Origin of the sequence: Bacillus sp. NPDC057893 (assembly GCF_042796455.1) — a bacterium.
Classification (GTDB): Bacteria; Bacillota; Bacilli; order Bacillales; family Bacillaceae_G; genus Bacillus_A.
The window spans coordinates 598,784-612,741 of sequence record NZ_JBHVNG010000002.1 but is presented as its reverse complement, the minus strand read 5'-3'; the positions used below and the strand labels follow the sequence as shown (position 1 = coordinate 612,741).

At 37.5% G+C, this 13,958-nt stretch carries 14 protein-coding genes and 1 other annotated feature; of the genes, 3 read left to right on the top strand and 11 right to left on the bottom strand.

The features are described from left to right. Positions 1-275: 275 nt before the first annotated feature. The 8 genes from leuD to ilvE all read right to left on the bottom strand — a co-directional run bounded on the left by leuD (position 276) and on the right by ilvE (position 9,351). Positions 276-857 (bottom strand): 3-isopropylmalate dehydratase small subunit, encoded by a 582-nt coding sequence (gene leuD, locus ACFVQC_RS11820; protein ID WP_002158674.1) that lies wholly within the window; start codon positions 855-857, stop codon positions 276-278. Next, the gene (gene leuC, locus ACFVQC_RS11815) at positions 835-2,229 is read right to left on the bottom strand and encodes a 3-isopropylmalate dehydratase large subunit (protein ID WP_377898406.1); all 1,395 of its coding nucleotides are present in this window, start codon (positions 2,227-2,229) and stop codon (positions 835-837) included. The genes leuD and leuC overlap by 23 nt, the downstream gene beginning before the upstream one ends. Continuing rightward, a complete protein-coding gene (gene leuB, locus ACFVQC_RS11810; protein WP_377898405.1) occupies positions 2,229-3,293 on the bottom strand; it encodes a 3-isopropylmalate dehydrogenase in 1,065 nt (354 codons plus the stop codon). Before leuB ends, leuC begins: the two co-directional genes overlap by 1 nt. Positions 3,294-3,371: 78 nt before the next feature. Further along, positions 3,372-4,892 (bottom strand): 2-isopropylmalate synthase, encoded by a 1,521-nt coding sequence (gene leuA, locus ACFVQC_RS11805; RefSeq protein ID WP_377898404.1) that lies wholly within the window; start codon positions 4,890-4,892, stop codon positions 3,372-3,374. 1 nt (position 4,893) lies between these two features. Beyond that, positions 4,894-5,904, bottom strand: a complete 1,011-nt coding sequence (ilvC, locus tag ACFVQC_RS11800) for a ketol-acid reductoisomerase (RefSeq protein ID WP_002158678.1) — start codon at positions 5,902-5,904, stop codon at positions 4,894-4,896. A gap of 27 nt (positions 5,905-5,931) precedes the next feature. Continuing rightward, positions 5,932-6,441: an acetolactate synthase small subunit gene (ilvN, locus tag ACFVQC_RS11795; RefSeq protein WP_000822949.1), complete on the bottom strand. Its 510-nt coding sequence runs from the start codon at positions 6,439-6,441 to the stop codon at positions 5,932-5,934. Then, positions 6,438-8,138, bottom strand: coding sequence for an acetolactate synthase large subunit (gene ilvB / locus ACFVQC_RS11790; RefSeq protein ID WP_377890520.1), 1,701 nt, complete (start codon positions 8,136-8,138; stop codon positions 6,438-6,440). Before ilvB ends, ilvN begins: the two co-directional genes overlap by 4 nt. A gap of 73 nt (positions 8,139-8,211) precedes the next feature. Further along, positions 8,212-8,438, bottom strand: a binding site (T-box leader). Positions 8,439-8,454: 16 nt separating this feature from the next. Beyond that, positions 8,455-9,351, bottom strand: a complete 897-nt coding sequence (ilvE, locus tag ACFVQC_RS11785; protein ID WP_002030649.1) for a branched-chain-amino-acid transaminase — start codon at positions 9,349-9,351, stop codon at positions 8,455-8,457. A 416-nt stretch (positions 9,352-9,767) separates the two neighbouring features. Between ilvE and ACFVQC_RS11780 the strand changes: the two genes are divergently transcribed. Further along, complete coding sequence (locus ACFVQC_RS11780; RefSeq protein WP_377898403.1) at positions 9,768-10,007, top strand: DUF3911 family protein; 240 nt, start codon at positions 9,768-9,770, stop codon at positions 10,005-10,007. Between the two features lie 86 nt (positions 10,008-10,093). Then, on the top strand, positions 10,094-10,333 hold the full coding sequence (locus ACFVQC_RS11775; RefSeq protein WP_002158681.1) for a YkuS family protein: 240 nt from the start codon (positions 10,094-10,096) through the stop codon (positions 10,331-10,333). A gap of 422 nt (positions 10,334-10,755) precedes the next feature. On the opposite strand, the gene ACFVQC_RS11770 is transcribed toward ACFVQC_RS11775, so the two are convergent. Together ACFVQC_RS11770 and ytfJ are read right to left on the bottom strand one after the other, a co-directional pair. Next, on the bottom strand, positions 10,756-10,845 hold the full coding sequence (locus tag ACFVQC_RS11770; RefSeq protein WP_033717991.1) for a hypothetical protein: 90 nt from the start codon (positions 10,843-10,845) through the stop codon (positions 10,756-10,758). A gap of 114 nt (positions 10,846-10,959) precedes the next feature. Beyond that, a complete protein-coding gene (gene ytfJ / locus ACFVQC_RS11765; protein ID WP_002149533.1) occupies positions 10,960-11,361 on the bottom strand; it encodes a GerW family sporulation protein in 402 nt (133 codons plus the stop codon). Between the two features lie 190 nt (positions 11,362-11,551). On the opposite strand from ytfJ, the gene ACFVQC_RS11760 reads away from it, so the two are divergent. Beyond that, positions 11,552-11,917, top strand: a complete 366-nt coding sequence (locus tag ACFVQC_RS11760; protein ID WP_002149534.1) for a hypothetical protein — start codon at positions 11,552-11,554, stop codon at positions 11,915-11,917. 34 nt (positions 11,918-11,951) lie between these two features. Here ACFVQC_RS11760 and ACFVQC_RS11755 read toward each other — a convergent pair whose 3' ends face one another. After that, entirely contained in the window at positions 11,952-13,295 is a 1,344-nt protein-coding gene (locus tag ACFVQC_RS11755; RefSeq protein WP_377898402.1) for a TrkH family potassium uptake protein, read from the bottom strand. Positions 13,296-13,958: the final 663 nt, after the last annotated feature.

Here is a 13,958-nt window from a genome sequence, read left to right as displayed (position 1 = left end):
GCTCATTCCATTCACCTAAACCGAAAATAAAAAGAGCCTTGTAGAAAAAATACCTACAAGGCTCTTTAGTAGAGTGTAGGTACAACGGGAATAACCCTTGTGCCTACACGTTTTCACGTTAGGTTCAAGGGTTTCATGTATGATGATGTAGTTGTGTAAGCATTTTAATAGATTGCACGATATTCATAATACTTACTCCCTTTCTCCTCTGATTTTCACATAGTATATAACAGTTAATTCTGAATGTAAATAGATTTTTAATATTCCGTTTTTTCTTAATATAAGGCTATCTCTCTTTCATACTCTCCAATTTCTCGTTCGTATTGCATCGTAATGCTAATTTCATCTAGACCATTTAATAATTTCTCTTTCCACATTTTCTCGATTGTAAAATGAAACCTATGCGTATTCGTTGTAATTACCTCATTCTCTAAATCTACTTCTATTTGTTCTCTCGCATCCGTTTTCGCAAGTTGTTCACGCATTTCTTTATCCATTACAATCGGTAACATACCATTTTTCATGCAATTCATATAAAAAATATCTGCAAATCCCCCGGCGATAATAACGCGGAAACCATAATCAGCAAGCGCCCACGGAGCATGTTCTCTTGAAGAACCGCACCCAAAATTATCACCCGTAATTAATATACTTGCTCCTTTTCGTTCTTGCGCATTAAGAGGGAAATTAGGATTTTCATGGCGCTCATTATCGTAACGCCACTCATCAAATAAATATTTTCCAAATCCCGTCCTTTCAATTCTCTTTAAATATTGCTTCGGAATAATTTGATCTGTATCAATATTATCATTCATAAGTACTGCGGCAGTACCTTTATGAATACGAAATGGCTCCATCATAATTCTCCTTTCTAATATCAACAAAATGACCATATAACGCAGCCGCTGCTGCCATAGCTGGGCTTACTAAATGTGTTCGTGCTCCTTTCCCTTGCCTTCCTTCAAAATTACGATTTGAAGTAGATGCACAATGTTCTCCTTCAGGCACTTGATCTGGATTCATTCCAAGACACATTGAGCATCCAGGCTCTCTCCATTCAAATCCCGCTTCTTCAAATATGTGATGTAATCCTTTTTGCATCGCTGCTTCTCTTATCCTTTTAGAACCAGGCACAACGAGGGCTCGCACACCGTCTTTCACTTTTTTCCCTTTTACAACAGATGCTGCAATTTCTAAATCAGATAATCGAGAATTTGTACAAGACCCAATAAAGACATGCTGAACTGGAATTTCAAAAGTACTTTGTCCAGGACTCAATCCCATATACGAATATGCTCTTTCATCATTTTTATCATGTTTTTCTGGTAATTTTTCATCAATTCGAACACCCATACTAGGATTTGTTCCCCAAGTGACATACGGTGCTAAATCCGTAACATTTACCGAAATATGTAAATCATAAATTGCATCTGAATCTGTATAAAGCTCCGACCATTTCCCTGTAAACGTTTCATAGTCTTTCGGTGCATATTCACGCCCTTTTACATAAGAAAATGTTTTCTCATCTGGTGCAATGATGCCAGCTTTCGCTCCCCCTTCAATTGCCATATTGCAAAGTGTCATCCTCTCTTCCATTTCCATAGCATGAATCGTCTCACCGTAAAATTCCATTACATATCCCGTTCCAACTGCTACACCGTACTTTGAAAGGAGATGCAAAATAATATCCTTTGCATAAACGCCTTTTGGTAACTTTCCTTTTAATTCAATTCCCATCGCTTTCGGCTTTCGTTGCCACAACGTTTGCGTTGCTAATACATGTTCTACTTCACTCGTACCAATACCAAATGCTAACGCTCCGAAAGCACCGTGGGTCGCTGTATGACTATCACCACAAACAATCGTTTTCCCTGGCTGCGTGAGTCCAAGTTCTGGTCCTATAACGTGAACGATTCCTTGCTCTTCATCACCAATATCCGCTAACGGCACCTGAAATTCTTTACAGTTCTCACGAAGTGTATCCAATTGCTGCTTCGCAATACGATCGGTAATATTCCAAACATCTTTCGTTGGAATATTATGATCCATAGTTGCAAACGTTAATTCCGGTCTGCGGACAGTTCGATTTGCCAGCCGCAAGCCTTCAAAGGCTTGCGGTGACGTTACTTCATGAACGAGATGAAGATCGATATATAATAAATCCAATCCATTTTCATTCGTTGCAACTACATGTCTTTCCCAAAGCTTATCTAGTAATCTTTTGCCCATTATCGTCCTCTCCCTACTAGCGCTTGCTCTTCCATTTCTTGAATAACCGCTTTCGTAAATGAAGTTGTCGTCGCATCTCCCCCAATATCAGCTGTACCTTTTCCAGATTTAAGAACTGCAGAAATTGCGGATTCAATTGCATACCCTTCTCTCGTTAATCCAAATGATTGTCCGAGCATCATCGCAACTGAACGCATCATCGCAATTGGATTCGCTTTATTTTTCCCTGCAATATCTGGTGCTGATCCATGAATAGGCTCATATAAAGACGGCCCGTTTTCCGCATGACTCGCTGATGGAAGCATTCCTAATGACCCTGCCAATACAGAAGCCTCGTCACTTAAAATGTCCCCGAATAAATTTTCGGTTACAATTACATCAAAACGTCCTGGATTCCGAATTAACTCCATAGCAGCTGCATCTACTAAAATGTGCTCTAATTCAACATCAGGATAACGAAGAGCTACTTCTTCCGTAACAGCTCTCCACAATTTACTAGATTCTAAAACATTCGCTTTATCAATAGACGTTACTTTTTTCTCTCTCTTACTCGCTAATTGAAAAGCATACGACACGATACGTTCAATTTCATGACGATGGTACGTAAGTGTATCAGTTGCCGATTCTTCCGTTCTTTCTTTTGGATAAGAGAAATAAATACCGCCTGTTAGTTCACGAACGACAACGAAGTCAATTTCATCTGCGTTTTTTAATGGCGATAAATGTGCAGTTGCGCTTTCTACTGTTACAGGGCGAACATTCGCAAATACACCAAGTCCTTTTCTTAAGGCTAATAATCCTTTCTCTGGCCTTTCTTTCGCATCATCCCACCGTGGTCCACCAACCGCTCCAAGTAAAACCGCATCACTCGCTAAACAAGCGGCAAGTGTTCGCTGTGGTAATGGTTGCCCAGTTAAATCGATAGCAGCTCCGCCAAAGTACTCATCTTGTAAATGAAAATGATGTCCATATAACCTCTCTACCATATGCAATACTTCCTTCGCGCTTTCCATAATTTCCGGACCAACACCATCACCCGCTAAACAAACGATACGTTTTTCCAATTAAAACACTCCTTTTTATCTGAATTTTCAGAAATGCTTTTTGATAAGTAAGGGACGATCCCCTCACTTATCAAACAGTTACTTCACAAGAGTAATAAAAGATTTTAATTTTCCTGCCGCATGAACATACGCTCTCGCCGATGCTTCTAATACGTCTTGCGCAACACCAAAACCTGATACTTGATGAGTTCCTTCTTTTAATTCAACATGAACATGTGCAAGTGCATCTTGACCTTGCGTTATAGATTGTATGCGATAATCCGCTAAGTCACATTCTAATCCTAAAATTCTTTGAATTGCATTATAGATCGCTTCAATACTTCCAGAACCAGTTGCTGCATCTTCGTACATATTTCCTTCCTCATCTTTTAGTACAACCGTTGCACACTGTGTACTATTTGATACGAAGTGTACTTGCAATTGCGTAATGCTATATTGTTGCGCCGAAAATGCTGCTTCACCAAGCATAAGCGCACGTAAATCTTCTTCTGTAATTTCCTTTTTTCGATCAGCTAATTTTTTAAATGCTGCAAACATCACATCTCGTTCTTCGTTTGTAAATTCGTAGCCTAATTCTTTCATTTTTTCCGTAAATGCGTGACGTCCAGAATGTTTTCCAAGTACAAATAGATTTTGAGATTCACCTATAAGCGCCGGTTCAATAATTTCATATGTCGTCACTTCTTTTAAAACACCATCTTGATGAATACCTGATTCATGAGCGAACGCATTTGCTCCAACAATCGCTTTATTTTTTGGTACAACCATACCTGTTAAACGACTTACTAATGTACTTGTCGCTTTAATTTCTTTTAACGTCATAGAGGACTCTGCTTCATAGAAATCTTTTCTAATATGAAGAGCAACTGCGACTTCTTCTAAGGCTGCATTTCCTGCTCTTTCTCCAATTCCATTAATCGTTCCTTCTACTTGTAACGCTCCGCCTTCAACTGCAGCTAACGAGTTCGCTACTGCCATCCCAAGATCATCGTGACAATGACAAGAGAAAATTGCTTTTTCATACGAAGGAACGGATTCTTTTAAGTATTTAAAAAGAGAATAATATTCTTCTGGATTCGTATATCCAACTGTATCAGGAATATTGATTACATTCGCTCCTGCACGAATCGCTACTTCTACTGCTTCAGCTAAAAATGCTCTCGATGTTCTTGTCGCATCTTCTGCTGAAAATTGTACTGTTGGAAATAATGATTTTCCGAGTGTAACCGAGCGCTGAATGCTATCTAATACATCTTCTTTCGACATACAAAGCTTATATTTCATATGAATGTCACTCGTAGCTAAAAATACGTGTAAACGAGGAGATACAGCACCTTTCACTGCGTCATATGCTCTTCGAATATCGCTTTCCTTTGCTCTAGCTAAACTCATAACCGTTGCATTTTGAATGGTATTTGCGATACGTTTTACCGATTGAAAATCACCTTCAGAAGCCGCTGCGAATCCAGCTTCCATTACATTAATACCAAGTCTCTCTAGTTGCCTCGCAATTTGTAATTTCTCTTGTTCATTTAAATTAACTCCTGGTGATTGTTCGCCATCACGAAGCGTCGTATCCATGAACAAAATCTGCTTCATATTATTTAATCCCTACCTTTACTCGGGGCTGTACAAAAGGCATCATTTCACGTAATTTACGTCCAACTACTTCGATTTCATGTTCATTTTCTTTCTCATTTGTCGCCTGGAAATTTGGTCTTCCTGCTTTATGCTCTGCAATCCAGCCTCTTGCAAATGTACCGTCTTGAATTTCTGCTAATACTTCCCCCATCGCTTTCTTTGTATCTTCAGTAACAACGCGTGGTCCTGATACGAAGTCACCCCACTGCGCTGTATCTGAAACTGAGTATCTCATATTTTCAAGTCCACCTTCATACATAAGGTCAACAATTAGTTTCAGTTCATGTAAACATTCAAAATATGCAAGTTCAGGTTGATAGCCAGCATCAACTAGCGTTTCAAATCCCGCTTTTACAAGTGCAGTCACTCCGCCGCAAAGTACAGCTTGCTCTCCGAATAAATCTGTTTCTGTTTCTTCTTTAAACGTTGTTTCTAATACACCTGCTCTCGTCGCCCCAATTCCATCTGCATATGAAAGTGCCTTTTCAGTCGCAACTCCTGTTGCATCTTGATATACTGCAAATAATGCAGGAACAGCTCCTCCTTCCGCAAATGTACGACGTACTAGATGTCCTGGACCTTTCGGTGCTACTAGAAATACATCTACATTAGCTGGCGGTTTTACTTGATCAAAGTGAACATTAAAGCCATGTGCGAACACAAGAGAATTACCTGCCTGTAAGTTTGGTGCAATTTCAGCTTCATATACTTCCGGCTGCAGTTCATCAGGTAGTAGAATCATTACTACATCCGCTTTTTCTGCTGCTTCCGCTACTGTATATACGGAAAATCCATCTTCTTTCGCTTTATCCCATGACTTCCCTTTCCTCAGTCCAACTACTACATCAAATCCGTTATCACGTAAGTTTTGTGCATGTGCATGGCCTTGCGATCCATATCCGATGATTGCTACTTTCTTTTCCTTTAATACATTTACCGTTACGTCTTTTTCATAATAAACTTTCGCCATTTTCATTTCCCCCTATTTTTTAAATAATTATTGAATTAACATAACTTGTTTATCTTGTTTTTTCATACTACGTGTAAATGCTGTTACACCTGTTCTAGCAATTTCTTTCAAACCGTATGGACGAAGTAATTCAATTAACGCTTCTACTTTCTCCTGAGTACCTGTTACTTGCACCACTATGGAATCCTTCCCAACATCTATTACAGTGGCTCGAAATGGTTCAATTAAACTATATAATTCTGCTCTTGCTACAGACGTTGCTACTTTAATAAGTGCAAGTTCTCTAGCGATCATCGCTTCTTCTGTAATATCTGATACTTTCAGTACATCGATTTGCTTATGAAGTTGTTTAATTAACTGCTCAACTTGCTGTTCATTTTCAACGTGTACAACAATCGTCATTCTCGAAATATCCGATGATTCCGTATGACCTACTGAAATACTTTCAATATTAAAATGTCTACGTGTCATAACACCTGTAATTCGATTTAACACACCGCTTTGATTTCGAACTGTCGCTGTTACAATTCTCTTCACCTTTTCTCCACCCCCTCCATTTGGTGAACCCCTTTCCCTGGTGCAACCATCGGCATAACCTTTTCAGATTGAAGTACGCGGCAATCAATTACGACTGGCTCTCTTAATTCAATTGCATACTGTAATTGTTGCTTTGCAAGAAGTGGGTCTTCAATACGAACACCTTTTATGCCATATGCATTGGCAAGTGCGACAAAATCTGGTTGGCATGAAAGTAAGGAGTGCGAATATCGCCTATTATAAAATTCCTCTTGCCATTGTCTTACCATCCCTAAAGCTTCATTATTTAAAATAAAAACTTTAACCGGTAAAGAATGCTCTTTCAACACACTAAGTTCTTGCAAGGTCATTTGAAATCCAGCATCACCGACAATTGCAATAACTAGTTCTTCAGGCTTTGCGATTTGTGCACCTATTGCTGCTGGAAACCCGAAGCCCATTGTTCCCAATCCCCCAGAAGTTACCCATCTATCTGGGTTTTTCAATGGATAATATTGAGCTGCCCACATTTGATGTTGCCCAACATCTGTTGTTACAATCGCTTCTCCTTTCGTAATTTCGTATAGCATATCAATTGCATATTGAGGTTTAATACGCTCTGCATGTTCTTTGTAAGAAAGAGGGTATTTTTCTTTTCTACTATTCAATAACGAAAGCCAATCATTGTGATCTACTTCCCCTTCTTTAAAAGTGAGTATAGCTTCTAATGCTTGCTTCGCACTCGCAACAATAGGGATTTCAGTCGGCACATTTTTCCCAATTTCCGCTGGATCAATATCTATATGTGCGACAATCGCTTCTTTAGCAAAATAAGCTAAATTTCCAGTAAGACGATCATCAAATCTCGCGCCTATATTAATAAGTAAGTCACATTCATATAAAGCCATATTTGCGGTGTATGAACCGTGCATTCCTCCCATCCCTAGAAATAGTTCATCATCTGGCGGAAACCCACCAAGACCAAGTAATGTATGAACAACTGGAATATGATATTTGCGAGCAAAGCTTGTTAATTCTTTCGATGCTTTAGCATGCAATACACCTGCTCCAGCTAAAATTAATGGCTTTTTTGAGACCTCAATCGCTTGTAATAATTTGTTTATTTGTAGTAGATTCGGTTCATAATTAGGCTGGTATCCTGGTAAATCCATTTGTACGTCGCTACATCTCTCGCCTTGCTCTACTACCATATCTTTCGGAAGGTCAATTACGACTGGGCCCGGTCTTCCTGTTCTAGCGATATGAAATGCTTCTTTAATAATTCGGGGTAAATCCGATGCCTTTCGCACTTGATAATTATGTTTTGTCACCGGCATCGTAAGCCCCATAATATCTGCTTCTTGGAAAGCATCACTTCCGATTAACGTTGTTGCTACTTGCCCTGTAAATACAACAAGCGGTAATGAATCAATCATCGCGTCAGCTAGACCAGTAATAACATTTGTAGCACCCGGTCCACTTGTTGCAATTACCACTCCTGGATTTCCTGTAATTCTTGCATATCCTTCAGCAGCATGAATTGCACCTTGCTCATGCCTCGTTAAAATATGCGGAATTTCACAATCATAAAGCGCATCATATAGAGGTAAAACCGCACCACCTGGATACCCGAAAATCACTTCTACTTCTTCCTTTTCTAGCGCTTCTAACAATAGCTGTGCACCAGTTGCCAGTTTCTCTTCCGTTTTTGAAGACATTTTTCTTATAAGCCCCCTTTTTTAAACCATTTATAAAATAAAAAAATCCTACGTCCACACTCCAGCTATGTGCTGAAGGGACGAAAGATTTCGCGGTACCACCCTTCTTCGCAAGAATACTCTTGCCTCAGTGACTCGGGATGAGTCTAGCTAATAACGGAGCTACCGTCTAAGCCTAAACAAACGCTTCAGCTTAGCACTCAAGGGTGATGTTCGTCGACGTGAACCATCGGTTTCCAGCAACCACCGACTCTCTGTGAGGCTTCACAGTCAACTACTCCTCCCTATCAACGCTTTATCATGTCATAAAGAGCTATTATCCAACTTTATTTTCTTCGTAAATTTTCTCTCCATCTTCTACAACTAATTTACGGAATTCTTCTAATAAACGATTCGTATGTGGCCCTGTTCTACCTAAACCAATCGTTCTTCCATCTACTGTCGTAACAGCAATTACTTCAGCAGCTGTTCCTGTTAAAAATACTTCATCAGCTACATATACATCGTGCCTTGTAAATAATTCTTCTCTTACGTCATATCCAAGTTTTTCGCCGATTTCTAAAATCGCGTTTCGTGTAATACCTTCTAACGCTCCAGCAGAACTTGGTGGTGTAATCAATTTATTTCCCTTCACAATAAATACGTTATCTCCAGAGCCTTCAGCTACGTATCCTTGGTCATTTAACATAAGTGCTTCTTGTACTCCAGCTAGTTTCGCCTCAATGCGAACTAAAATATTATTTAAGTAATTTAAAGATTTTACTTGAGGCGATAAAACATCCGGGCGATTACGACGCGTTGCAACTGTTATAATCGGAATCCCTTTTTCATAATATTCTTGTGGGAATAAAGATAATTGCTCTGCAATTACTACTACATTTGGTTTCGTACAAGAATCGGGATCTAATCCCAAATTCCCAGGTCCCCTTGATACAACGAGGCGGATATATCCATTAGATAGTTTGTTTTGTCGAATCGTTTCAACAACAATTTTCATTGCTTCTTCTAACGTATATGGAATTTCTAACATGATGGATTTCGCTGATTCATATAACCGGACAAGATGCTCTCTCAAACGGAAAACATTACCGCTATATACCCTAATTCCTTCGAACACTCCATCGCCATATAAATAGCCATGATCATATACTGAAACCTTTGCTTCGTCTTTTGGAACAAATTCTCCATTTAAGAAAATCCACTGCTCGTTCACTTGAAAGCGCCCCCTATGTTCTATGAGTTTTTTATTGTTTCCTAGTTTACTCTCCTTTTCAAATAAATCAAGTGAATTTTTAGAAAATTTCTAATTTTTAATCGTACATACATCTTTGATTATATTGATTTAACAACATTGTTAACGTTTACAAAAAAAATAAAAATTTTTTTTCGCTAAATTCTACTAAAAAAATATTTGTTTAAAAGAAGGGTTTTCGCCAATTGATACGAATCTATTGTATTCAATAAACGGACGTCCGATTTTATAAATTCGGGAATATACAACGACTTTTGGTGAAAAAGGGGGAAAATAACAAAAATAACGCTGTCTAAAAATAACATTCATATTTTTCATTTAGTAATCATAATCCTATTTTTAAAAAACAATTTGTCAAATTGAAGGAGGAAATTAAAATGGCGTGTGTACAAATTAAAGGAACGAGACAAGAGGTAGTAGAAATGCTACAACTATTCGATCTAATGGATACGAAAGGGTTTTGTAAATTCGATAATTACGTTGAAGTAGAACCAAGTGGCAGGAAACATAACAACTATACAGCTTCAATCGATATTCAATCTAATAACAGTTCAGCACAAGATACATTAAATGATCAATTCGTTAGTCAAATGCTTACTGGTGTATATAACGACTAAACAAATAATCTCTTCCTACCATCTTTTCATAAATATATGCTATGGACTTGAGCATACTAGCAACTAGATGGTAGGAGGTGAAAATTATGGCTAGAATTGGCGTTGAGAACTCTTTAACAGATGTTCAACAAGCTCTTCAGCAACAAGGACATGAAGTCGTTTCACTTAACTCTGAAAATGATGCACATGGATGTGATTGTTGCGTTGTAACCGGGCAAGATTCTAATATGATGGGTATTGCAGATGCATCGATAAAAGGATCTGTAATTAAAGCACATGGTTTAACAACAGATGAAATTTGTCAACAAGTTGAAAACCGCACTTAATCATTTTTATCCCATTATTTGTGAGCTAACATGTAACGGGAATGGTCTCACTGATTATAGTTTCAATTTATCTATAGAAAGAGGGCTCCTTTTCAAAAGGAGCCCTCTTTTTTATATTCACCTAACGGGAAAGTAACATATACTGGATGAAAGCCCTACCTCTCTCTCATCATTACGGTTCCACTGACCGCTCCTTGATTCACTAGTATACATATAAAGCTTACATATACAATTTATAGGGTTTGTTCACAAAAGTTGTTGGTAAGACTACCCGATCTTTCGCAAACTTTTCGTATTATATTCATAAGATTTATTTACTTTACACTAGCTTTAACCGAGACACGAATTAAAATTTTAACATCAATACAATAACTTGTCAACATTTTTCACAAATTTAAAACAGACATTAACGGTTTGTCTGTTTAAAATGGAGCTTTTTCTTTTATTATATATACAACAAATCCGCTTACTAGCATAAATAAGCCGACTACCAAATTTTTGATATTAATCATAAATTCCTCTCCCTTATTTCGCACATCATATATATTTACATTTCAATTATTTCAATCGTCCTTAAGCGCACTTTTTCTAATATATCACAATTCCTAAAAAATGCAAGTTCACCTTTAGCGACCGTTCACAAATTTATCTACAGTGCTTGGTACAGCATTTAAAGCTTTTTCGATTAAATGGGTGCTACTATTTAAATGTAATACTTGCACCCCATTAGAACCTACAACTAAAAAAGCCACCGGACTAATGGAAACCCCAGCCCCACTCCCGCCTCCAAATGGATGCACTTGCTTGTTCTCTTTATGCTGCCCTTGTCCGCCATTATGTTTTTCAGAAATAAAATCCCCTTTAAAATCACTTCCACCAGCTCCAAAACCAAAAGCCACTTGAGACACTGTTAATACTACATTTCCGTCAGCTGTTGAAACCGGACTTCCAACAATCGTATTTACATCTACCATCTCTTTTAAATTTGTCATTGCTGTTTTCATTAAATTTTCAATTGGATGTTCCATTATGTACTACACCCTTTCCTCATTATTCTTTTTTATACTTTCCAAAATAGAGGAAGTCATACTAAGTTTTCCTATTTTGAAAAAATATTTTTCACTTTCCAATTGGATATTACTCCCTGTACACGTTCGGATAAAAACAGTAAAGAGAAACATACTACTATTGAACCTTGTTATGAAAGGAGTCTTTACTTTGACTGAGAAATTTGATGAATATAAAAAAAGAGATCGAATAGATAGTGATTATAGTGACTATAAAGAAGAATACGCAGCTGAAGTTGCACCACAGCGCATTGATTATGATGATAAAGATAACGATGATGTAAGATCATCTGCAGCTGGATCGACTGCTGGTTTTATTGCTCTTGCTTTAGCAATATTATCACTCTTTACATTTCCGACACTATTTGGTCTTGTTTCTGTACTACTAGGCATTTACGCTTATAATCGCGGAGCTACAGTAACTGGTGGTACCGCAGCGATTGTGGGTGGTATCGCTGCACTCATTGCGATATTATTCCGAGCGGCGATTATTGGTTTATTGTTCTCTCTTTTTTAAAAAGAAAAAGGTATCTCGCTTTATGCGGGATACCTTATCCTGTAAATACATCTTCTGATGGATATTTAATTTTTTGTTTCGCTGGTCGTGCCAAAGAGAACACAAGTGTTAACGGTCCGATTAATCCACAAAACATAACAAACATAATAATACATTTTCCAAACGCCGATAGCTTTGCAGTAATCCCCATTGTTAACCCTACTGTGCCAAACGCTGAAATTGTCTCAAATAATAACTGAATAAAACTGAAGTCTTCTGTAAGCATTAATACAAATACCGCTGTTAAAATAAGTATTTGACTAGCAACGACAATTGCTAATGCTCTCGTTACTGTCGACATTTTAATAGTACGCTGAAATAAAACAAAATCCTCTTTCTTTCTAAAGAAAGAAAGAACTGATGTAATTAAAATAACGAATGTCGTTAACTTAATTCCACCGCCTGTCGATACACTTCCCGCACCAATAAACATTAATACCATCGTAAATAGTATCGATGACTCTTCCATCCCCCCATAATCTACCGTGTTAAAACCGGCTGTACGAGGTGTAATTCCTTGGAAGAATGAAGCCCATAACTTTTCATTTAAAGATAAGTGTCCCAAAGTCTTCACATTATTATATTCCAATACAAAAATCACAATCATCGCAATAACATTAAGTGCTATCGTTCCAACAATCATGATTTTGGAGTGCAGTGATAATTTTCGGAAACTACGGCTATACCATATATCAATTAATACAGTAAACCCTAACCCTCCTATTACAATTAAAGAACAAATCCCAATATTAATAATAGGATCTCCTACATATCTTGTTAAATTATCTGGCCAAAGCGCAAAGCCGGCATTATTATATGACGCAATAACGTGAAAAATACTATAGTATAAACCTTTTCCAAAACCAAACTCTGGAATAAAGCGAATCGATAAAAAGATAACTCCAATTAGCTCGATACAAATAGAAAAAATAAAAACTCGTTTCACTAATTTCACAAGACCACCAATATTTGTTTGATTAAATGCTTCTCCAATTAATAATCGGTGGCGTAAACCGATCTTTTTACCTAATACCCAAACAATTAAAATGGCAATCGTCATAAGGCCGAGACCACCCGTTTGAATTAAAAACATAATAACAATTTCACCAAACATCGTAAACGTACTTGCAGTATCTACAACACCTAAACCCGTTACAGTCGCTGCCGACGTAGCTGTAAAGAAAGCATCTACCCAACTAATATGTACTTTCGTTGCAAACGGTAACTTTAATAACAATCCTCCGACCACAATTAAACAAAAAAAGCCTAATGCTAAAATTTGTGGTGGATTTAATCGTACAAGGCGATTATACAACCCTTGTTTTTTTGCTACTTCCATATCACTAACTCCCTTTATCAAGTGAAGCTTTTATCCCCTCATAAATAAAGACTCTTTAAGAGCCTACAAGTAGCGGGATAAACCTTATATTCTTATAATATAGTTGAGCATAATCCTTTTTTTTATAGATTTCAACTTTTATTTATATTCAGATTCCTATCATTTTACAAAAGAATATTCTCTATTATATCTCCACTTATACTATAACTCTTACAACAACAACTATTTTATCCCTTTTCAAATTCCTATATCTTTCACTCCAAGTTCACACGAGGGTCACATCTACCTTTTATAGTATACGTATCGGAGCTGTTCCTCCCTAATTTATAAGACATTCCCCAGTGTCTTGAACAGCTTTCCATCCCTAATTAAATTGACATAAATTGTCCCCTTCCTTGACCATCCTATATGTGATGGTCTTATTTTTTTGTTCTTTCTATCTTTTATTTGAAACTCCCTCGCTCTTTCACTCCATGTTCACATCTAGGTCACATCCACCTTTTATAGTATAAGTATCGGAGCTATTCCTCCCTAATTTATAAGACATTCCCCAGTGTCTTTGAATAGCTTCCATCCCTAATTAAATTGACATAAATTGTCCCCTTCCTTGACCATCCTATATGTGATGGTCTTATTTTTTTGTTCTTTCTATCTTTTATTTGA